Source organism: Ruegeria sp. CE6, from assembly GCF_056537485.1.
Genome location: NZ_JBQFRR010000001.1, coordinates 274,627 through 295,598 on the forward strand (window position 1 = coordinate 274,627; position 20,972 = coordinate 295,598).

Sequence of the window (20,972 nt, forward strand, 5' to 3'; positions counted from 1 at the left end):
ATGAACCAACATACAAACCCCGACCGCGAGGCGCGCAACATTCTGGTTGCCAATGATCGCGGCGGCTACACCATCCCGACCGAAGGGCTTTACCCCTATCAATGGAATTGGGACAGCGCGATTGCGGCGCTTGGTTTTGCCGAGTTCGACATTGATCGAGCCTGGGTGGAACTTGAAACACTGTTCTCGGGCCAGTGGGATGATGGAATGGTGCCGCATATCCTGTTCCACAAACAGGATGACGGATATTACCCCGGCCCGGATGTCTGGGGTGGCCACGGGCCGATCCCGTCCTCTGGCATCATTCAGCCCCCGGTGGCTGCAACTGTGGCGCGGAAGATCTGGGAAAAAGATAGCGATGCAGGCGCGGACCGCGTTCGCGCGCTCTTCCCATCTCTGCTGGCGTGGCATCGCTGGATCATGAAATGGCGACTCGACGAACACGGCGCGGTCTGCACCACGCATCCGTGGGAAGCTGGTCGCGACAATGCACCGGACTGGGACAAAGCAATGGAGGGCGTAGATCCCACAGGTGTCGGAGACTACCAGCGTCGTGACACAAGCCACGTCAACAGTGCAGACCGACCGACCAAATACGACTATGACCGCTATATCAAATTGGTTCAGATCGGCTGTCAGGCCGACTGGGATCAACAGAAGTTGCTGAGCCTGAATCCCTTCCGAGTCGCAGATCCGACGATGACATTTATCACTCTGCGCGCCGCACGCGATCTGCAGGAGATCAGCGAAAGGCTTGGAATTGCTGCGGATGAACTAAGTAGCGACATTCAAAGGCTCGAAGCGGGCGCGCGATCTTTGTGGAACGAAACGCTGAGCTCGTTCGACTCGCGTGATGCGCTGACTGGTGATTGGGCCGGAAGCATCTCTAACGCGTCGTATCTTTGCTGGTTTGGGGGACTTGACTCACAGCACATGCTGGAGCGCCTGCGGGCGACGCTTGCAAAAGTACCCTTTCCAGTTCCCAGCTATGACCCCGCGATGCCCAACTTCGACCAACGCAGGTACTGGAGGGGTCCCACTTGGGGTTTCATGAATATGCTGATCGGGTTTGGATTAGCGGATATGGGGCACCTCGAAGAAGCCGAGGCACTGCGCCAGAAAACGTCGCAGCTGATCGCAACAAACGGCTTCGCTGAATACTACGATCCTCTGACCGGCAGCCCTGCCGGAGGGAATTCATTCACCTGGACAGCCGCGGTTTGGCTGCATTGGGCAGGGAGGAACTAATGGGCAGCATCGAACTAAAATCCGTCGAAAAGTGGTTTGGCTCGGCCCAGGTCATCAAAGGCGTTGACCTAATGATTGATGAAGGTGAATTCATCGTCTTCGTCGGTCCATCGGGCTGTGGAAAATCCACCCTGCTTCGCATGATCGGTGGGCTTGAAGATATCTCGCGCGGATCGCTACTAATCAACGGCAATGATGTCACGGATCACCCACCCTCCAAGCGGGGTCTGACGATGGTGTTCCAGTCCTATGCGCTTTATCCCCACCTGACGGTCGCCGAAAATATGGGGTTCTCACTTAAGGTCGCGGGTGTTCCGAAGGCCGAGATAGCAGAGCAGGTCAATAAAGCCGCCGAGGTTCTCAAGCTGGGACCTTTTCTGGAACGTCGCCCCAAGGACCTGTCCGGTGGACAGCGGCAGCGCGTTGCAATTGGTCGTTCTATCGTGCGCGACCCGACGGCGTTTCTGTTCGATGAACCGCTCTCGAATCTTGATGCAGCGCTTCGTGTCGAAATGCGTTACGAAATCGCGAAACTTCATCAGAACCTAAAGCGCACAATGATCTACGTGACGCACGATCAGGTTGAAGCGATGACATTGGCCGACCGCATCGTCGTGCTTGAGTACGGCAAGATCGCGCAAGTCGGCACACCCCGCGAACTTTACGAACGCCCTGCCAATCTGTTTGTCGCACAGTTCATTGGCAGCCCCAAAATGAACATATTGCCGTGCACGACTCAGAACGATGGCTACACTCTGGAACATGGCAGAGGCGGTGACTTCGCGCGCTCGGGTGTAGCAAGCAAACTCGGCATTCGCCCCGAACACATCGATGTTGTGTCATCGGGCGATGGGCAATGTGATGGCATCATCGAGGTGATTGAGTATCTGGGGGCAGATACCTTCCTGATCGTGGATTGCGGCGCCGAAGAGAAGGTTACCGTGCGCCTGAATGGGGACACCGCTCTAAAGCCTGGGGCAAAGATCGGCCTGCATTTTCCCACCGACAAACTTCATTTCTTTGACGAGAATGGGCAGGCATTGGTAGAGCAATGAACGTTGCTTCCTATCAGTTGAGGTTAAACAGTTCTGCTGATCGGGTCTGAGTTTCACCACTGATTATTCTTTGGCGGTGGGGTGAAATAGAGAACACGCACAGCGCTTGCTTGGATGCCAACGGATGGCGGGGGCCTCTGAACTCGCGTGATCATCGCCCGGTGTGTCACATGGATTGAATGACCGGTGCTGGGTTTGAGCCCTTGTTCAGTGCCTCGTAAGACTTGCAGAAACACTGAAACTAGAAAGCCCCCGCCAATGGCGGGGGCTTTTACTTAGATTGTGTAAGCTAAATTAACGGCAGTTCAGTGGCACTGCAAAACCCGAACTGCGCTCGGACGAACCTTTGCGGTATACATCACCCGCGGGCAAACATCCGGTAAAGCGTTCCGTTTGAGCGCCAAAGGCCGAGCCCACCGATGTATCAACTTTGGTGGAGTTGTTTTCCGTACGCAGGACGCCGAACAACTGACCGTTTACACTGACATTGCTCAGGTACAGATTGGTATCACTGCCAGTGAGCTGAACTGAATTCGCATCTGAGCGACCGCCATTATCGATTGCGACACCCGCGATCTTTTCAAGCTCGGCTTTGTCCGATGTAACCTGGACCGTTGGCAGCTTGGCCAGTTCCGCCGGGATGTTGGTTTCTGGCGGCAAAAAGGCTACGGCGCCTTTTACATCCGACACTGTGCGCGGTTCACCATCAATCCCGGTGAAACCAACACCTTCGCGGTTAAAGGGGTCTTCGCAGGCTGACAATGTCAGAACAGCAAGAGCGGGCAACAAGATTTTTTTCATGGCGGTCAACATTTTGGAAAGGGTTGCTGAAGCGTAGCGGCAGGGGATTAGAAAAAGCAAGCCGCTGAGATTCAGAACACCCAAACCTCTGATGCGCCCCTGCAACGCCCCTGCTTGGTTTAGGCCGACCAAGAGATACCCCAAAACAATACAAAAAAGGACCCTGCATGGCAGAGTCCTTCTTCAAAAAGTATGTCAGAGGGCAGATTACTTGATCTTGCCTTCTTTGTACTCGACATGCTTCCGAGCGACCGGATCGTATTTACGAATGGTCATTTTCTCGGTCATGGTGCGCGCGTTCTTCTTGGTCACGTAGAAGTGGCCCGTGCCCGCGGTCGAGTTCAGACGGATCTTGATTGTCGTCGGCTTCGCCATGGTTATCTCCTGCGTCCGAAAAGGCAGGGGCCTTTCGGTTGAATCCTTATGAGCGTGCGCTTTTAACCGCTCATGCGCCCAAGTCAACCGGATTCGCCGCGTTAGGGGAACAATTCCTGACACGGCTTCAAGAGCAGTCGATTTGGAGCGCTCACGATTCTGTGATAGTGTCGCCGGAACCTTCGAAGCCCGTTTTACGGACTTAGGTAATACCGTGCCGGATGTAAATTCCGGCAGACAACACCGCTCACAACTATAGCAACGCCCGGCTGTCTACTTGGCCGGGTCTTTTCCGGTTTGCGCGCAATCCTGCACGCGACACGGCCAGGGAGTCGGCCGCTTTTAGCGCTCCGAATAAACTGCAACCAAGGGAGAGAAATATGCCTGTTTTCATTACCTATGCTTCTTATTCGCAAGATGGGGTCAAAGGAATGTTGGCAAAACCGGAAGATCGCACCGGTCCCGTCAAGGCCTTGCTTGAGAAAGCAGGCGGCAGACTGATCTCATTTTATATAACCACCGGAGGCAATGATGTCGTCGTTATCAGCGAACTGCCTGAAGGCAGTGATGCTGTGGCAATTGGCATGGCCGTCGCGGGCACGGGTGCGGTTTCGAGGATCGAGACCGTTCGCGCATGGTCGGCGCAGGAATTTGTTGCCGTCGCCGAAAAAGCTGCAGCACTTGGCGGCACCTACACACCTCCGGGCGGGTAACAGGAGATGCGCGGAGGGCCTGTAAGCCGGATCCTGTTCCAGGGTTGCCCCCTTCGATGACCATTCCTCTAGGCCGTGCATTGCTGCGCGGCTCGAGCTGCCAACCCGGTCCCTCTCGGCCAAGGCGTGCCTAGCGGCGGTATCGGTTTGCACCGACCGGCCCGCGCGGGGACCCTATTCGGCATTGCTCCCGGTGGGGCTTGCCGTGCCGCCACTGTTGCCAGCGGCGCGGTGGGCTCTTACCCCACCGTTTCACCCTTGCCACACGTGTGTGGCGGTCTGATTTCTGTGGCGCTTTCCGTCGGGTTTCCCCGCCCGGGCGTTACCCGGCACCGTTGCCTTGTGGAGTCCGGACTTTCCTCTCGGGCCTAACGACCCCAGCGGCCATCCGGCCCTCCGCGCGTGGGTTGGGTAGGCTCTGTGCGTGATGGCGTCAAGAGGGGTTGGGGTGGTGAAGGGGCCAGCCCCTTCTTGGCCTACGGCCAATTCATCCCCGAGATATTTTTGGCCAGATGAAGGGCGGATCAGGTCGATTTTGGGAGCGGACAGAGGGCTATGAGATCATCGAGGTGCAAGGGGCCTGAGGCCCACGGGCGATAGCGCAGGCGTGTGGAATTTAGGAGCGTCTTCTCGTCGCTTGTCGCTGTGTAGCCCCGGTTCTGCGCCAGCTCGCGGAAGTTGACGTTCGGTTCGAGGGCAGTACCACGCCGAGCGGCAAGGCGCTGGTGTTCCAGCCTTTGCCAGTCGAACCGGGGGCCGGGGTCGGACTTGCGGCCCGGTGCCATGTCGGAATGCCCGATCACACCCTCTGGCGCGATGGTCCAACGCTGCATGAGTTCGGGCAAAAGCTGTTCCAATACACGCATTTGGGGTTCGGCAAACGGGTGATCTCCGCCATTGTCCAGCTCGATCCCGATCGAGCGGGAGTTTATGTCGGCTTGCCCTTGCCACTCCCCTGCCCCGGCGTGCCAAGCGCGATCTTCCTCTCGGACAAGCTGCCAGAGCGCACCGTCACGACCTATCAGGTAGTGGGCGGAGACCTCGGGACCCGGATCGCAGAGACGTTCAAGCGCGGCAGCAGCGCTCTCCATTGCGGTGTAGTGCAGCACGATCAGCTTGGGTGACAGCCCATCCCGACGGGGGCCGAAATTGGGCGATGGGTGCCAGATGGGGGAGAGCTTAGTTGTTGACGGCACTGCGGAACGGGCTGGGGTCCCAGCCGCAGGCGTAACCGTCGCCATCCGGATCCAGCCCTTTGCGGTCACGCTGGGGGCCTCCATTCGACAGAAACTCAATCTGCGCCTGATCAGGAGAGGCGAACTGAGCGCAGTTGCGCTGTGCCTTGGCCTGCAGGTTAAATCCGGCTCGGCTGTACAACTGGGTACCGATGGGGTTCGAAGTGCTCAGGGCGTATTGCACGATATTGGGTTGCCCGTCAGAGCCACGCTCGGGCACGGCAGTAGGGGCGACGACCTCGTAAGACTGCCGATTCTGTTCGATACGAGCGGCGTCGGCATCGATACTGCGACGGTTTGAGACAGCCTCAAAATCCTGTTCATCAGAGATACTTGGGTTGTTTGTTGCAGTCAGAGGCGCGACGCGCGTCTCTTGACCCGACGTATTCGCCAAGGCAATGGCCGTCTGGTTGGCGATGTCAGAGGCGTCGCCTGTTGGTACGGCACCAACAGCCCCCTGCGCCGAGAGCGGCTGCTCTGAAACCGCCTCGGGTGGCGCAAGCGGATTACCGGCCAGACCCTGCCCGGCCAGTTCGGCCTCGCGCTGCGCCTGATATTCCGGCGTATTGAAACCGGTACCCGAAACAGGGGTAACGGTATCACATGCCGCGATCAGCCCAAGGGCCGGGATCAGAAGCAATTTGCGCATTTGGCTGCTCCGGTTCCTTATTGCCGTGTCAGGATTGAGGATTACCACCATTTTCCGGGCTTGGCCACAAACCCAGCCGCGCTCTCTAGCGCGTAGGCGGTGTTGAGCAGATCGCCTTCCTCCCACGGACGGCCGATCAGCTGCAGACCCAACGGAAGGCCCTGTTTGTCCAGACCAGCAGGAACCGAAATACCGGGCAGGCCAGCGAGGTTCACTGTCACGGTGAACACATCGTTCAGGTACATCTGAACAGGATCAGCCTCGGTCATCTCGCCCAGACCGAACGAGGCCGACGGCGTTGCCGGGGTCAGGATCGCATCAACGCCTGCGGCAAAGACATCTTCGAAGTCCTTCTTGATCAGGGTGCGGACCTTGCGGGCGCGGTTGTAGTAGGCGTCATAGAAGCCTGCAGACAGCACGTAGGTGCCGATCATCACCCGGCGCTGGACCTCATGACCGAAGCCTTCGGCGCGGGTCTTTTCGTACATCTCGGTGATGCCATCGCCTTGAGCCAACTGCGCTCGGCGGCCATACCGGACACCGTCATAGCGGGCGAGGTTCGACGACGCCTCGGCAGGAGCAATCACGTAATAGGCAGGCAGCGCGTATTTGGTATGCGGCAGCGAGATATCTACGATTTCGGCGCCTGCGTCTTTCAGCATAGCGGTGCCATCGGCCCAAAGCTTTTCAATCTCGGCAGGCATGCCGTCCATGCGGTATTCCTTGGGGATACCGATTTTCTTGCCTTTGATATCGCCGGTCAGCATCGCCTCGAAATTTGGCACGGCCAGCTCGGCGCTGGTGGAATCCTTGGGGTCATGACCGCACATGGTTTCCAGCATGATCGCTGCGTCACGGACGTTCTTGGTCATCGGTCCAGCCTGATCCAACGAAGACGCAAAGGCCACGATACCCCAACGCGAGCAACGGCCATAGGTTGGCTTGATGCCGGTGATGCCGACAAAAGCAGCAGGCTGGCGGATCGAACCGCCGGTATCGGTACCGGTCGCGGCCAGACACAGGTCAGCCGAGACAGCCGAGGCTGAGCCACCGGACGAGCCGCCGGGTGTCAGCTGTGCATCGTCATTGCCGCGCCGCCACGGGCTGACCGCATTGCCGTAAACGGATGTTTCATTAGACGAACCCATCGCGAACTCGTCCATGTTCAGCTTGCCCAGCATCACAGCACCAGCATCCGCCAATTGTTGCGACACGGTGGATTCGTATTCGGGCTTGAACCCCTCGAGAATACTCGAGGCCGCTTGCGAGGGCACGCCCTTAGTGCAAAACAGGTCCTTGATGCCGATCGGCAGACCGCACATCGAAGGCGCGTCGCCGCCTTTGATCCGCTCATCCGCCGCCTTGGCGCGCTCCAACGCGATCTCGGGCGTCTTGTGGACAAACGCGTTCAGCGCGTCGGCGTCGTCAATGGCCTTGAGGCAGGCCTCGGTCAGTTCGACCGAGGTCACTTCTTTGGCACGCAGCGCATCGCGGGCCTCGGCCAGGCCCAGTTTGTTCAGTTCGCTCATGACTTACTCCACAACTTTTGGAACAGCGAAGAACCCTTCGCGCGCATCGGGGGCGTTGGATAGGACCTTGTCCTGCTGGTTTCCATCGGTGACCACGTCCTGACGACGCTTCAGGCGCATCGGCTCGACCGAGACCATCGGCTCGACGCCTTCGACATCCACTTCGTTCAGTTGCTCGATAAACCCGAGGATATTGTTGAACTCGGACGCCAGCGCAGGCAGCGCATCATCCTCGACCTTGATCCGGGCCAGTTTGGCCACCTTGGCGGCGGTGCTTTGGTCAATCGACATCGGAAACCCTCATCTACGTTAGGGGGCGTTTACCTGCCTGCCGCAACACTCGCAAGAGCGACAGGCGGCAGACGCGGATTCAGACCCAATATCGCCAGCTGCCATGCATATTTGAATGGCTGATATGCAAATAAGTAAACCGATTAGTTCAGTTTTGCCATTGAAAAAATGAACCGAACAGTTCACCTCAATATCGTGACGCAACGAGAAATCGGAGACACCTCATGAAAACCCTTCTTCCCGCCTTCATATTGTCCGCTCTGGTTCTGACCTCGCCCGCCCTGGCTTTGGGTATCGATATGAACAATCTGACCCGAAACCTTAGCTTCCCCGCGCCTGTTTCGGAGCCCGTGACGAGGGACCACACCCAGGCAGGCAAATAACCCTGACCTGCGCGCCGGATCGGTATGCCCCCTCCCGATCCGGCGCTTTTTACAATTGACTGCTGCACCCATTCCAACAACTCGTTAGCATGGTCTTGGACCAAACGCCGAACCACCCGTCAGGTGCAGTTCAGGCGAGCTAACGGAGCAGAGAATGAGCACACGCAAGCAAACCGTTCTGGACGCAATTGACGCAGCAAATGCGCAAGACCCTAATATGGAGGACGGCCAGCCGGTCGAGCTGCTTTATGGCCAACGCATGAGCACCGAGCTGGATCGGCTATTTCCCGATGCGTCGGATGCTTTACAGATCGCCGCACGTGGTCAGCATGTCGAACGCTGGAAGCTAAAGCGCACTGAATACCCCGAAGGACGTGCAGGGTATCTGGCCTGGAGGAAGGCGCAAGGCGTATATCACGCTGACGTTGTGCAAAGATTCATGGAACAGGCTGAATATGGTGCGGACGATATAGAAGCCGTCGGGCAAATGCTGCGCAAACAGGGGATCAAGCGCAATGCCGAGGTACAGGCGCTTGAGGACGTGATCTGTTTCGTTTTTCTGAAATGGTACTTTGAACCTTTTGCCGCCAAGCACTCCGCCGAAAAAATCCAGCGCATTGTTAAAAAAACGGCTTTCAAGATGTCAGCCGAAGGCCGCGCGCGCGTATTGGCTGAATTTGATCTGCCCGAGGCTTTGGCTGCTGCGTTCAGGGATTAACCAATCAGGATGATGCTTCGGTGGTTCTGATCAATGTCCTGATCCTGCAGCCACCGCAGCTCCGGCAGGTGGATTTCGGATCGCCCGCAGATAAACCTCAATCATCCAGCCCAGCATAACTGCATTCAGAATGTGCCACATAAAATGCGTCCCCGTTGGCAGATACCCGCAAATTGGAGTGTCCAGTGATCGAAAGGTGATCGAGGTGATCAGGACAGTTGCTCCTATTGTCAGCCCACGCGCAGTGTCCGGGGCTTTCCGGCGCAACAGGACCGCATAAATCAGAATCAATAGAGGAACTGGGGCGTATGCCGCCGAGCCACCAAGCCCAGGCACCAACTGGAATAGCGGGATCGTCAGCGCCACGTATGGAAAGAACAGCGCGGTCAAACCCAGCGCGTATCTGTTGCTCAGCCGCCAGACATCGCGATTCACTGCGTAGATGTAAACGAGGATGTACAGCAGAATTGGCGTCACATCCAAGATCGCCGCCCAAACCTGCGCATGGGTATGGAACAGATAGCTGCCAATTCCGATCATCGCCAATATGACAACCAAAGCCATCGCCAAAGGTGCGCCCCGCCCGCGCGCCCTTTGCCACATCACAAATGCAGCAATAAGAAAGGCCGCATTGGTAATCGCGTTTATCGGCTCGGCCCAATACGCGGGTGAGAGCCTCTCACAATATCCATCAACATACTGCGTCCAATCCATAGATTTTTACATAGCCGATGCTAGGCTAACTCCAAGCGGAAAATGGGAGGATTCTCTATGGATATCATTTGGCTGGGACATGGCAGCTTTCGCATCGAAACAGCAGGACAAGTTCTATTGATCGATCCCTGGCTGACGGGCAACCCGTCTTTGCCCGAAGATCAGCATGACGCAGCCGTTGCGGGCGCGACGCATATCCTGCTGACTCATACTCATTTCGATCATGTCGTCGATGTGCTGCCGCTGGCCAAACATCTAAACGTGCCCGTGGTCGGGCAATACGACCTGATGGGCTACTGGGCCGAGGCTGAAGGTATTGAAACGGTCGGATTCAACAAGGGTGGCACTGTTGACCTAAACGGTGTCAAATTAACGATGGTGCCTGCGTCGCACAGCTCGACCTTCTCGACGCCTGATGGTCTTCGCACGGGTGGAACCGAGGTCGGCTATATGATCGCGTCCGAGGACCGTATGCTCTATTTCTCTGGCGATACCGACATTATGGCCGACATGGAGTGGATGGGTGATTATTACAAACCCGATATCGGCATCCTTTCGGCAGGCGGCCACTTTACCATGGACATGAAGGGCACTGCCTATGCTGCCAAGCGGTATTTCAATTTCAAGACAGTGATCCCGTGCCATTACAAGACCTTTCCGATTCTCGCGCAATCGGCTCAGGAATTGGCTGACGGGTTACCCGGTGTCGATGTAATCGAGCCCGAGGTCATGCAGGCGATTTCTCTCTGATGCCCGCGTCGGATTTCAGCGCGCAGGAATACGCTGACCGCATTCACAAGACCCGTTCTGCGATGGATCAACAGGGTATCGAGACCTTGTTGATCACGGACCCATCGAACATGGCGTGGCTCACCGGTTATGACGGTTGGAGCTTTTACGTACCGCAGATGGTCATCCTGCCCGCCAGCGGATCGCCCCTTTGGTGGGGCAGAACGCAGGACAAGGCGGGGGCTGCGCAGACCACCTGGCTGGACCAGATGGACCTGCTGGACTGGCCCGAAGAGCATGTGCAACACCCGGACCACCATCCGGTCGACGCGCTCGTCCTTGCGTTGCGGGATCGCGGCTGGACCTCTGGTATCGGCGTGGAGATGGATAACTATTATTACTCAGCCGCCAGTCACCGCATCCTCGAACGCGCCTTCGGTACATTGATTGATGCCACAGGGCTTGTGAATTGGAAGCGCGCCGTAAAAAGCGATGCCGAGATCGCAATGATGCGCAAGGCGGGTCAGCTGACCGCACATATGCACGGTGTTCTGCGTGACGCATATCGCGAAGGATTGCCCAAAAACCAACTTGTCGCCGAAGTGCAGGCGGCAGGCATCGCCGGACTGCCCGGCCTAGCCGGAGATTACCCTGCTATCGTGCCGATTGCACCCTCCGGTCGTGAGGCTTCTGCCTCGCACATTACTTGGAACGACCGACCTCTGGCGCGGGATGAGGCGACCTATTTCGAAATCTCAGGCTGCTATCGACGCTATCACTGCCCCGCCAGTCGCAGCCTTTTTCTGGGTGATCCCCCGGATGATATCCGCCGGGCCGAAGCCGCCGTTCTAATCGCTATCGACGACACAATGACCGCCGCACGCCCTGGCATCACCTGCGAAGAGGTCGCGGCTTGTGTCTATGACAGTTTCGCCCGCGCGGGGTATGTCAAAGCCAACCGCACCGGCTATCCCATCGGGCTCAGCTATCCGCCCGACTGGGGCGAGCGCACCATGAGCCTGCGACCCGGTGACACGACGGAATTGCAAGAGAATATGACCTTTCACCTAATGCCCGGCCTCTGGACCCCAGACTGGGGACTGGCGATTACCGAAAGCTTTGTGGTGACGTCAGATGGGGGCAAGCCTCTGGCTGATATCCCACGTGAGATGGTCGTAAAAACTTAACCGCGCTGCGTCGCGAAGAAGCGTTTCAGCAGCGCGGCAGCCTCTTCGGCGGCAATGCCGTCATAGACTTCGGGTCGATGGTGGGCCTGTGGGTGCGAAAACACCCGCGCGCCATGTGCGACACCGCCAGATTTCGGATCGGAAGCGCCGTAGTAGATGCGCCGGATGCGGGCTGCGGCCAGCGCTGCGGCGCACATGGCACAAGGCTCAAGGGTTACGTAAAGGTCATGATCGGGTAAACGCTCGGACCCGGCCGCGGCACATGCGGCGCGCAGAGCCAGAATCTCAGCATGGGCAGTGGGGTCATTCAACTCGCGGGTGCGGTTCCCATCTGCGGCCACCACCTGCCCGTCGGGCGCGACGATCACCGCGCCGACCGGCACTTCACCTCGGTCTGCTGCCGCCTGTGCCTGTTCCAGCGCCTGTTTCATGTGGGATCTGAACTTCATGCCTCTGACTGCCTCAGAAACCCGTCTTTCGCAAGCCGCCGGGATGGGTTATGGCCGGAGGATGACCAATACCCCTCCTCCCGGCGACCGGATCGCCAAAGTGCTGGCCCGCGCCGGTGTCGCCTCGCGCCGCGAAGCTGAACGCATGATCGAAGCCGGACGTGTGACCGTGAATGGCAAGGCGATCAACAGCCCTGCGCTGAACGTAACCGCCAAGGACAGGATTACCGTCGATGGCAAACCGGTCTCCGAACCCGAGCCCTCGCGCCTGTGGCTCTATCACAAGCCACCAGGACTGGTGACGACGGCGCGTGACGAAAAAGGCCGCAAGACGATTTTTGACGACCTGCCCGAGGATATGCCCCGGGTCATGAGCGTCGGGCGACTCGATCTGAACTCGGAAGGATTGCTACTGCTGACTAATGATGGCGGCATCAAGCGCAAGCTGGAACTGCCCTCAACTGGATGGCTGCGCAAATACCGGGTGCGGGTAAATGGACGCCCCAAAGACGAGGATTTCGAACCGCTGCGCAAAGGCCTGGTAATCGATGGTGAACGGTTTCAGCCCATGACCGTGACACTGGACCGTCAACAGGGCGCGAACGCTTGGCTGACCATCGGCCTGCGCGAAGGCAAGAATCGCGAAATCCGCCGCGCTATCGAAGATATCGGTTATGTGGTGAACAGGCTTTTGCGGGTTTCTTACGGCCCATTCCAACTGGGCAACCTGAAACCCGGCGAGGTTGAAGAAATCCGCCGCCGTGTCATGCGCGACCAACTGGGGCTGGATGCTGAGGATAGCGGAATACCCCCGGCCAAACGCCCTGCTCGACCGCAGCGCAAAAGACCAGCAATCGGCAAGAAACCTCGCAAGTGACACGGGTTATTCAACCTTCCCCCTAGCGCCAAGCCCTCGTATCGCCTAAATTTTCCCTGATGGTCACAGTTGGGGGGCGCTATGTCCGGGACCGGAGTACAAAAATTGGCCTATGCGGCCCTGTTGGTGCTGTTGTTCGGCGTCTGCACCGGTCTGTTGGGGGGCCTGTAGCGAAATGGCCAAACGGTACGGCGGCAAATTCAGCCCAGAAGGCGATGTTTCCTCGCAGGATCAGCCATCGCGTGGCCAATTCGATGGTGCCCGTGTCGAACCGGCAGGTGCACGCGCGAACATCCTGTTTGTCCCGGCGATACCACTGGTGTTTCTGTCTCTGAACGATGGCGCGATCGGAATGACCATCGGCCTGGTTGCGGCAGGGCTACTGACCGCTGCCGCGTTTCTGCTGCGCGAAGGTTTAAGGGCCGAATCCGCTTACAACGCCCGCCGCACCGCACGCAGACCTGCGTTTCCCCGCAAGATGTTTTCCAGCGTTCTGACCGGTTTGGGGGCGGCGCTAGCCTCATACCGGACCGAATTTCTGGACGCCGAAACAGCATCACAGGTAAGCCTGCTGGCCCCCATCCTGTTTGGCGCCGCTGCAACGGTTCTACATTCGGTTTCCTTCGGCCTCGACCCAATGAAGGACAAAGGAATGGAGGGTGTCGACACCTTCCAGCAGGACCGTGTCGCACGCGTGGTCGAGGACGCCGAAACCCATCTGACCCAAATGACAGATGCAATAAAACGCGCAGGTGACCGCCGGATCGAAGCGCGGGTCGAGCGCTTTCAGGATACAGCCCGCGACCTGTTTCGCACGGTCGAGGAAGACCCGCGCGATCTGGCCGGTGCCCGGAAATACCTGACGGTTTATTTGCAAGGCGCACGCGATGCGACGGTGAAGTTTTCGGACGTCTATGCCCGTACCCGCGATGCGCAGGCGCTGGCGGATTATTCGGCTCTGCTGGACGATTTGGAACAGAATTTCGCGGCGCGGACGCGAAAGATGCTATTGGATGACCGCAGTGATCTGACGGTTGAAATTGATGTGCTGCGCGACCGGCTGCAGCGCGAAGGCGTCCGGTTGGACTGACCGGCTTTTATGTAAGCGAGGATTACCCCATGTCCGATGAGATCAAGAACAAGGCAGTCGAGGCTGAAACGCTGGTGCAGGAAGTCACCGCGGTCGCCCTCCCCGAGCCGCAGGCCGAGATTGTCCCGCTGGAAGAGGCCGACGAACCGGTTGGCGCTGAAATCCGCAAGCGGATGGGTGAGATCGATATGGGCGACACAAACTCGATCGTCTCGTTCGGATCATCCGCACAGGCGGAACTGCAGGAGATCAGTCAGGCCATGCTGGCCGATGTACGCAATAAGGATGTGGGCCCGGCGGGCGACAGCCTTCGCAACATCGTAACAACGATCCGGGGGTTTTCAGTCAGCGAACTGGATGTGCGTCGCGAACGTAGTTGGTGGGAAAAACTGCTGGGCCGCGCTGCACCCTTTGCCAAGTTCACAGCGCAGTATGAAGACGTTCAAAGCCAGATCGACCGGATCACTGATGATCTTCTGGGGCATGAGCATACACTGCTGAAAGATATCAAGTCTTTGGATCTGCTGTACGAAAAAACGCTGGAGTTCTACGACGAACTCGCACTTTACATCGCAGCGGGAGAGGAGAAGCTGACCGAACTGGACAGCCACGACATTCCTGAAAAAGAGGCCGAAGTTCAGGCCGCGCCCGAAGACCAACAGGTGATGAAGGCGCAGGAATTGCGCGACTTGCGTGCTGCGCGCGATGATCTGGAACGCCGGGTCCACGACCTGAAGCTTACCCGTCAGGTGACGATGCAATCGCTGCCCTCCATCCGTCTGGTGCAGGAAAATGACAAGTCGCTGGTGACCAAGATCAACTCGACCCTCGTCAACACAGTACCGCTCTGGGAAACCCAGCTGGCACAAGCTGTCACCATACAGCGCAGTGCCGAGGCCGCCGCTGCCGTACGTGATGCCAATGATCTGACCAATGAATTACTGACCTCGAACGCCGCCAACTTGCGCGAATCCAACAAAATGATCCGCGAAGAGATGGAGCGTGGCGTCTTCGATATCGAAGCCGTCAAACAAGCCAATGCAGACCTGATCGGCACCATCAACGAAAGCCTCGCCATTGCAGACGAAGGCAAGGCCAAACGCGCCGCAGCCGAGGAAGAACTGAAGAAGATGGAGGCCGAATTGCGCGATACGCTCGCCTCGGCCAAGGCGCGACAGGACGGGATCGGCGACAATGCCGGAACGGCTGTTCCCGGATAATGGAAACAGCGGGCGTGCGGCCATTTCATCGCGCTAAGATTGCAGTATTGGGCTTGTCGCTGCTGGCATTTGCTGGCTGCGATGAGGCATTGACGACGACGATCGCTCCTGAACCTCAACCTGCCCAGCCGCAAGGCCTGAGCAATGCATATCAAGCGCCCTCACCAGCGAGCCTTGATCTCGCGCGATACTATGAAAGCGTACAAAATAACCTGCTGACGCGCGGGTTGCTGAGAACCGATGGCGGTGGCCCTGATACGCCCTATGATGCCGATGATCTGGCTCGGAACTTTGAGACCATAGCGTTTTATAATGAATATCCGGGGCAAGCCGTTGCCAGCGGCAGCAGTCGCACCAGCCGACAGCTTAGTCGCTGGTCGTCGCCGGTTCGCATAAAGCCCGAGTTTGGTCCATCGGTTGCACCTGAAGTCCGCCAGCAAGAGGCCGCCCGAATTGACGCCTACGCCAACCGCTTGTCGCGGCTCACTGGACACCCGGTCTCAACCACCACCCGGAATGCAAATTTCCACGTCTTCGTGGCGGGTGAAGATGATACCGCTTATGTGCAAGCCCGGCTGCGACAACTGATCCCGGGCATAGGGCAGGCACAACTTGACCTCTTCGACAAACTGCCACGCTCTTTCTATTGCTTTGTATTCGCTTCGGCGTCGAACAGCGCGCCACAGACATATACCCGGGCTGTTGCCCTGATCCGGGCGGAACATCCCGATCTGGTGCGCCTGAGTTGCGTCCACGAAGAGATCGCTCAGGGATTGGGGCTGCCGAATGACAGCCCGTCTGCCCGGCCATCAATCTTCAACGATGACGACGAGTTCGCCCTGCTCACAAGCCATGATGAAAAACTACTAACCATTCTATACGACCCGCGCCTCAAGCCAGGCATGACAGCTGACGAAGCGCGGCCAGTGGTCCGTATCATTGCACGCGAATTGATGGGGCAGTCGCTCTGACCCCGAAGACAGGAGAAATCCAATGGGAATTTTTGATTTTCTGACCGGTGAATTCATAGATGTCATCCACTGGGTCGACGATACCCGCGACACCATGGTCTGGCGGTTCGAGCGTGAAGGACACGAGATCAAATACGGCGCCAAGCTGACCGTGCGCGAAGGTCAAGCGGCGGTCTTTGTGCATGAGGGGCAGTTGGCGGATGTCTTCACCCCAGGTCTCTACATGCTTGAGACAAACAACATGCCGATCATGACGACGCTGCAGCATTGGGATCACGGCTTTCAGTCTCCGTTCAAGTCTGAAATTTACTTCGTTAACACGACCCGGTTCAATGACCTGAAATGGGGCACCAAGAACCCGATCATGCTGCGCGATCCCGAGTTTGGACCAACACGCATCCGGGCCTTCGGCACCTATACAGTGCGGGTCAAGGACCCGGCGAAATTCCTAGTAGAGATCGTAGGCACCGATGGTGAATTCACCATGGACGAGATCAGCTTTCAGATCAGAAACATCATCGTGCAGGAATTCAGCCGCGTCATCGCAGGCTCGGGCATTCCAGTTCTCGATATGGCGGCGAACACTGCCGATCTGGGCAAACTGATTGCCGCCGAGGTGTCACCGGTGCTGGACGGGTATGGTTTGAGCATGCCCGAGTTCTACATCGAGAACATCTCGCTGCCACCAGCGGTCGAGGCCGCGCTGGACAAACGCACATCGATGGGGTTGGCGGGCGATCTGGGCAAGTTCACGCAGTATTCCGCAGCCGAAGCGATGACTGCGGCAGCCAACAACCCTGGCCAGGGTGGCGGCATGGGAGCGGGTCTTGGCATGGGAATGGGCATGGCGATGGCGCAGCAGATGTCGAATATGGCAGCGGGTCAGCCGAGCGGCCCTTGGGGCGGTTCCGCCCCCGCTGCCCCGCAAGCCTCAGCGCCTTCGGCACCGCCACCCCCGCCACCCGTCGAGCACGTGTGGCATATCGCGGTGGATGGCCAGACCAGCGGGCCGTTCTCCAAGGCCAAGATGGGTCGTATGGCAACCGATGGTGAAATCACGCGTGATACCCACGTCTGGACTGCCGGTCAGGACGGTTGGAAGAAGGCAGGCGACGTGCAGGAACTGGCACAGCTGTTCACGATCCTGCCTCCGCCGCCTCCGGGCGCGTGATCTGACATTTGGTAACCTGATTTCGAGGTTCTGTCATGGCGAAAGACGAACACCGTTTCCCCTGCGACCAATGCGGGGCGGATTATCGGTTCAATCCCGGTGACGGAACGCTGACTTGCGATCATTGTGGCAACACCAGATCGATCGGTGCTGGCCCATGGGGTGGTGCGAGTCTGCGAGAGCTGGATTTCGACGCCGCCATCGCGGATCGCTTGCCTGACAGCGAGATTGAAGAAACCCGTGTTCTGACCTGTCCGAACTGCGCGGCTCAGGTTGAGTTTGATCCGAACACCCATGCTGCGGAGTGCCCGTTCTGTGCCACTCCGGTAGTGACCGATACAGGCGTTAGCCGCCATATCAAACCTCGAGGAGTGTTGCCCTTTGCACTGGATGAACGCTCGGCCCACAAGGCAATGGGGGATTGGCTGGGCCGACTGTGGTTTGCACCCAACGGGTTGAAGGAATACGCCCGAAAGGGACGCAAGATGCAGGGCATTTATGTCCCGTATTGGACCTTCGACGCTGATACCAAGTCGAGTTATCGTGGGGAACGCGGTGTGGTGTATTACGAAACTCGCACTGTGATGCGCGATGGAAAGCGTGTGCAGCAACAGGTTCCCAAAGTACGCTGGACTCCAAAATCCGGACGGGTCGCACGGTTCTTTGACGATGTTCTGGTTTTGGCGTCTCAATCGCTGCCCAAATCCTATACGGACGCGCTGGAACCATGGGACTTGCCTGCGCTTGAACCGTATCAGCCGGAATATCTGGCCGGTTTCCGCGCCGAGGCATACACGGTCGAACTGCGAGAAGGTTATCAAGAGGCCCGCGCACATATGGCACGGGTGATCGAGCGTGACGTGCGCTTCGATATCGGAGGCGATCGTCAGCGCATTCACGCTGTCGACACCGAAGTGCGAGATGTCACATTCAAACACATCCTTTTGCCGGTTTGGATGGCGGCCTACAAATACCGCGGCCAGACCTATCGTTTTGTGGTCAATGGCCGGACCGGCCGCGTTCAGGGTGAGCGTCCCTGGTCCGCAATCAAGATTACGATCGCCGTGGTTCTGGGCCTTCTCGTTGCGGCCGGCGTCGGGTATCTGGTGGCAACTGGACAGCAATAACGCTGATAAGCAGAGCACGCTCATGGAACCTACTCCTCGGCATGCCTGAAAGGAGATGTTGAATTGCACCTTGACGCTCTGAACGCGCTCTTGGCCGATCGTTTTTCTTGCCGTGCCTTTCGCACGGACCTGGTGCCGCGCGAACAGATTGAACAGATCGTCGCCAGCGCTGCGCGTGTTCCAAGCTGGTGCAACGCGCAACCCTGGCAGATCGTGATCACCAGCGGGGCCGAGACAGACCAGTTTCGAGACGCGTTGCAACACGAAGCCTCGCACGTTGCGCCTGCTCCGGACCTACCCTTTCCAACCGGCTATTCCGGTGTTTATCAAGAGCGCCGTCGCGCCTGTGGCTGGGCCCTCTACAAAGCGGTTGGTATCGAAAAAGGTGATCGCAGGGCTTCGGCGCAACAGATGATGAAAAACTATGCTCTGTTCGGCGCCCCACATTGCGCCATACTGTCCAGCCCGGCTGAACTGGGCCCTTACGGCGCGATGGATTGTGGTGGCTTCGTGACCGCATTTTCACTGACGGCGCAGGCCCTGGGTGTGGCTTGTATCCCGCAGGCAGCGGTAGCGGCCCATGGCGCATTTCTTCACCGTTATTTCGGGATATCAGAAGATCGCTTGATTCTGTGCGCGATTTCGTTCGGATATGCGGATATGGATCACCCGGCGAACGCGTTCAGAACGGAACGTGCCGCGCTGGATGAAGTGATCGATTGGCACGAATAGCAATAAAACACAGGACCTGCAGATGCGCGCCTTACTTCAAAGAATTTCCAGTGCCTCGGTCAAAGTCGATGGAACAGTCATCGGGCGATCGGGCCCCGGATTGATGATTCTGGTTTGTGCGATGCAGGGGGATGGAGAGAAACAAGCTGATCAATTGGCTGAAAAGATCGCAAAGCTCCGTATCTTCAAGGACGACGCGGGAAAGATGAACCGGTCGATATTGGACATTGAGGGCTCGGCCCTGGTGGTCAGCCAGTTCACCTTGGCAGCTGACACATCGCGTGGAAACAGGCCTGGGTTTTCCGGGGCCGCCCCGGCGGCTGAGGGCGAACACCTCTACGAGGCGTTTGTACACAACCTTTCATCGCGGGGCATTCCGGTTGAGACAGGTGCGTTCGGAGCTGACATGGCGGTAGAGTTGGTCAATGACGGACCAGTCACGATTTGGATGGAAAGCTGATGCAGAGTTCGCAAAAGGCACAGGACATTTGGCGCGCAGGTGTGGCGGCGGTTGATGGATATCGCGCAACGCTGGAGGCCACTCAGGCGATCGAAGCCCCAGATCAGATATTGGCCGTTGGAAAAGCCGCAGGGGCCATGGCCCGTGCCGCCGTCGAACGATTTGGCCCAGTGCCCACTCTGGTGGTTACCAAGGATGGCCATGGCCACGACCTGCCTAAGCACATTGTGGTGATTGAAGCTGCACACCCGGTTCCCGATGCCCGCAGTCTGAAGGGTGGGCAGGCATTGCGCGAAACGGTTGAGGCGATGAAACCCAACAGCAAGCTGCTTCTGCTAGTTTCGGGAGGGGCTTCTTCGCTTGCCGAGGACCTCGTGCCCGGTGCGACATTGGATGATCTTGAGGCCCTCAACCAAAGACTGCTGAGTGAAGGCCTCGACATCGGCGCAATGAACACGGAACGGCGCAAGCTGTCCCGGATCAAGGGCGGCGGTTTGTTGTCGGCATTCTCGGGGAAAAGCGTGACCGTTCTGGCGATCTCGGACGTCCCGGGCGATGATCTGGGTGTTATTGGCTCCGGTATCGGGTCATTGCACGACGAACCGGAGTTTTCTGCCCACACCGCTATAATCGCATCAAATGCACACGCGCGCGACGCCGCAGCATTTGCGGCTGAGAACTCAGGCATCAAGGTCCTCGACAACGAAGAAGCGATGCACGATGACTATCTCTCGGTTGCAGCTAAATTAGGAGATCGGCTGCGAAATATGCCCAAGGGCGCCATGGTATTTGGCGGCGAACCAACCGTGGTCCTACCTGATGCGCCAGGGCGCGGTGGGCGTAATCAGGCCCTTGCTCTGGCACTTGCGCGCGAAATCGCAGGGCAATCTGATTTGACCGTCATCGTCGGAGGAACAGATGGCACCGACGGGCCAACAGATGCAGCAGGCGCCATCATTACCGGTGACACTTGGTCTGATAAGGCGCAAGCGTATCTGGACAATGCAGATAGCGGCAGTTTCCTCGACAAGGCGGGGGCACTGTTGGTCACGGGACCCACAGGAACAAACGTAATGGATCTGATTGTTGCAATAAAAAACTGATCCTAGACCCTGACTCCGCCCATCCGAAAAACCCACCAGATAGAATCACTTAAAGGCCGGAATGGCGTTTGATCTGTGGAACGAAAGTTCATGCAAAACTGACCAGGCAACTATCGGATAATTTGTTCAGGTCAGAGTAAGTAGT

At 57.9% G+C, this 20,972-nt stretch carries 24 protein-coding genes and 1 other RNA gene; 16 read left to right on the plus strand and 9 right to left on the minus strand.

The window, feature by feature from the left end; genetic code table 11:
* The gene (locus ACR0DK_RS01285; RefSeq protein ID WP_480734593.1) at positions 1-1,248 is read left to right on the plus strand and encodes an MGH1-like glycoside hydrolase domain-containing protein; all 1,248 of its coding nucleotides are present in this window, start codon (positions 1-3) and stop codon (positions 1,246-1,248) included.
* A complete protein-coding gene (locus tag ACR0DK_RS01290; protein WP_170392212.1) occupies positions 1,248-2,303 on the plus strand; it encodes an ABC transporter ATP-binding protein in 1,056 nt (351 codons plus the stop codon). The genes ACR0DK_RS01285 and ACR0DK_RS01290 overlap by 1 nt, the downstream gene beginning before the upstream one ends.
* A gap of 294 nt (positions 2,304-2,597) precedes the next feature.
* On the opposite strand, the gene ACR0DK_RS01295 is transcribed toward ACR0DK_RS01290, so the two are convergent.
* Together ACR0DK_RS01295 and rpmG are read right to left on the minus strand one after the other, a co-directional pair.
* A complete protein-coding gene (locus ACR0DK_RS01295) occupies positions 2,598-3,104 on the minus strand; it encodes a membrane lipoprotein lipid attachment site-containing protein (protein ID WP_170392214.1) in 507 nt (168 codons plus the stop codon).
* A 207-nt stretch (positions 3,105-3,311) separates the two neighbouring features.
* Complete coding sequence (gene rpmG / locus ACR0DK_RS01300) at positions 3,312-3,479, minus strand: 50S ribosomal protein L33 (protein WP_010441901.1); 168 nt, start codon at positions 3,477-3,479, stop codon at positions 3,312-3,314.
* Between the two features lie 380 nt (positions 3,480-3,859).
* On the opposite strand from rpmG, the gene ACR0DK_RS01305 reads away from it, so the two are divergent.
* Entirely contained in the window at positions 3,860-4,192 is a 333-nt protein-coding gene (locus tag ACR0DK_RS01305) for a GYD domain-containing protein (protein WP_170392216.1), read from the plus strand.
* Positions 4,193-4,198: 6 nt separating this feature from the next.
* Here ACR0DK_RS01305 and rnpB read toward each other — a convergent pair.
* From rnpB to gatC, 5 genes are all read right to left on the minus strand, one after another.
* Positions 4,199-4,592, minus strand: an RNA gene (rnpB, locus tag ACR0DK_RS01310) — RNase P RNA component class A.
* 124 nt (positions 4,593-4,716) lie between these two features.
* Positions 4,717-5,388 (minus strand): N-acetylmuramoyl-L-alanine amidase, encoded by a 672-nt coding sequence (locus ACR0DK_RS01315; protein WP_255611736.1) that lies wholly within the window; start codon positions 5,386-5,388, stop codon positions 4,717-4,719.
* Positions 5,372-6,076: an excalibur calcium-binding domain-containing protein gene (locus tag ACR0DK_RS01320; protein WP_170512388.1), complete on the minus strand. Its 705-nt coding sequence runs from the start codon at positions 6,074-6,076 to the stop codon at positions 5,372-5,374. Before ACR0DK_RS01320 ends, ACR0DK_RS01315 begins: the two co-directional genes overlap by 17 nt.
* A gap of 41 nt (positions 6,077-6,117) precedes the next feature.
* On the minus strand, positions 6,118-7,605 hold the full coding sequence (gene gatA, locus ACR0DK_RS01325) for an Asp-tRNA(Asn)/Glu-tRNA(Gln) amidotransferase subunit GatA (RefSeq protein ID WP_480734594.1): 1,488 nt from the start codon (positions 7,603-7,605) through the stop codon (positions 6,118-6,120).
* 3 nt (positions 7,606-7,608) lie between these two features.
* Positions 7,609-7,896, minus strand: coding sequence for an Asp-tRNA(Asn)/Glu-tRNA(Gln) amidotransferase subunit GatC (gene gatC, locus ACR0DK_RS01330; RefSeq protein ID WP_170392224.1), 288 nt, complete (start codon positions 7,894-7,896; stop codon positions 7,609-7,611).
* 224 nt (positions 7,897-8,120) lie between these two features.
* On the opposite strand from gatC, the gene ACR0DK_RS01335 reads away from it, so the two are divergent.
* Together ACR0DK_RS01335 and ACR0DK_RS01340 are read left to right on the plus strand one after the other, a co-directional pair.
* Positions 8,121-8,279: a hypothetical protein gene (locus ACR0DK_RS01335; RefSeq protein WP_170401611.1), complete on the plus strand. Its 159-nt coding sequence runs from the start codon at positions 8,121-8,123 to the stop codon at positions 8,277-8,279.
* A gap of 154 nt (positions 8,280-8,433) precedes the next feature.
* Positions 8,434-8,997 carry a DUF4202 domain-containing protein gene (locus ACR0DK_RS01340; RefSeq protein WP_480734595.1) on the plus strand — a complete coding sequence of 188 codons (564 nt, stop codon included), beginning with the start codon at positions 8,434-8,436 and terminating at the stop codon, positions 8,995-8,997.
* Between the two features lie 30 nt (positions 8,998-9,027).
* Here ACR0DK_RS01340 and ACR0DK_RS01345 read toward each other — a convergent pair whose 3' ends face one another.
* Positions 9,028-9,711 (minus strand): ceramidase domain-containing protein, encoded by a 684-nt coding sequence (locus ACR0DK_RS01345; protein WP_170401615.1) that lies wholly within the window; start codon positions 9,709-9,711, stop codon positions 9,028-9,030.
* Positions 9,712-9,768: 57 nt separating this feature from the next.
* Here ACR0DK_RS01345 and ACR0DK_RS01350 point away from each other — a divergent pair, with 57 nt between their 5' ends.
* Both ACR0DK_RS01350 and ACR0DK_RS01355 read left to right on the plus strand, forming a co-directional pair.
* Positions 9,769-10,461, plus strand: coding sequence for a metal-dependent hydrolase (locus ACR0DK_RS01350; protein WP_170392232.1), 693 nt, complete (start codon positions 9,769-9,771; stop codon positions 10,459-10,461).
* Entirely contained in the window at positions 10,461-11,627 is a 1,167-nt protein-coding gene (locus tag ACR0DK_RS01355; RefSeq protein ID WP_480734596.1) for a M24 family metallopeptidase, read from the plus strand. The genes ACR0DK_RS01350 and ACR0DK_RS01355 overlap by 1 nt, the downstream gene beginning before the upstream one ends.
* Here ACR0DK_RS01355 and ACR0DK_RS01360 read toward each other — a convergent pair.
* Positions 11,624-12,076, minus strand: coding sequence for a nucleoside deaminase (locus ACR0DK_RS01360; protein ID WP_170392237.1), 453 nt, complete (start codon positions 12,074-12,076; stop codon positions 11,624-11,626). The two genes, ACR0DK_RS01355 and ACR0DK_RS01360, sit on opposite strands and share 4 nt — an antisense overlap.
* On the opposite strand from ACR0DK_RS01360, the gene ACR0DK_RS01365 reads away from it, so the two are divergent.
* From ACR0DK_RS01365 to ACR0DK_RS01405, 9 genes are all read left to right on the plus strand, one after another.
* On the plus strand, positions 12,057-12,953 hold the full coding sequence (locus ACR0DK_RS01365; RefSeq protein WP_480734597.1) for a pseudouridine synthase: 897 nt from the start codon (positions 12,057-12,059) through the stop codon (positions 12,951-12,953). The genes ACR0DK_RS01360 and ACR0DK_RS01365 overlap by 20 nt on opposite strands.
* A gap of 175 nt (positions 12,954-13,128) precedes the next feature.
* A complete protein-coding gene (locus ACR0DK_RS01370; protein ID WP_170392241.1) occupies positions 13,129-14,043 on the plus strand; it encodes a 5-bromo-4-chloroindolyl phosphate hydrolysis family protein in 915 nt (304 codons plus the stop codon).
* A gap of 29 nt (positions 14,044-14,072) precedes the next feature.
* Positions 14,073-15,263, plus strand: a complete 1,191-nt coding sequence (locus ACR0DK_RS01375; protein WP_170392243.1) for a toxic anion resistance protein — start codon at positions 14,073-14,075, stop codon at positions 15,261-15,263.
* A complete protein-coding gene (locus tag ACR0DK_RS01380) occupies positions 15,263-16,234 on the plus strand; it encodes a DUF2927 domain-containing protein (protein WP_170609448.1) in 972 nt (323 codons plus the stop codon). The genes ACR0DK_RS01375 and ACR0DK_RS01380 overlap by 1 nt, the downstream gene beginning before the upstream one ends.
* A gap of 22 nt (positions 16,235-16,256) precedes the next feature.
* Positions 16,257-17,405, plus strand: coding sequence for an SPFH domain-containing protein (locus tag ACR0DK_RS01385; RefSeq protein WP_480586753.1), 1,149 nt, complete (start codon positions 16,257-16,259; stop codon positions 17,403-17,405).
* Between the two features lie 35 nt (positions 17,406-17,440).
* A complete protein-coding gene (locus tag ACR0DK_RS01390) occupies positions 17,441-18,532 on the plus strand; it encodes a TFIIB-type zinc finger domain-containing protein (protein ID WP_480734598.1) in 1,092 nt (363 codons plus the stop codon).
* 63 nt (positions 18,533-18,595) lie between these two features.
* Positions 18,596-19,264: a nitroreductase gene (locus tag ACR0DK_RS01395; protein ID WP_480734599.1), complete on the plus strand. Its 669-nt coding sequence runs from the start codon at positions 18,596-18,598 to the stop codon at positions 19,262-19,264.
* Between the two features lie 22 nt (positions 19,265-19,286).
* On the plus strand, positions 19,287-19,724 hold the full coding sequence (dtd, locus tag ACR0DK_RS01400; RefSeq protein WP_170594645.1) for a D-aminoacyl-tRNA deacylase: 438 nt from the start codon (positions 19,287-19,289) through the stop codon (positions 19,722-19,724).
* The gene (locus ACR0DK_RS01405; protein WP_480734600.1) at positions 19,724-20,827 is read left to right on the plus strand and encodes a glycerate kinase type-2 family protein; all 1,104 of its coding nucleotides are present in this window, start codon (positions 19,724-19,726) and stop codon (positions 20,825-20,827) included. The genes dtd and ACR0DK_RS01405 overlap by 1 nt, the downstream gene beginning before the upstream one ends.
* The last annotated feature ends 145 nt before the right edge of the window (positions 20,828-20,972 follow it).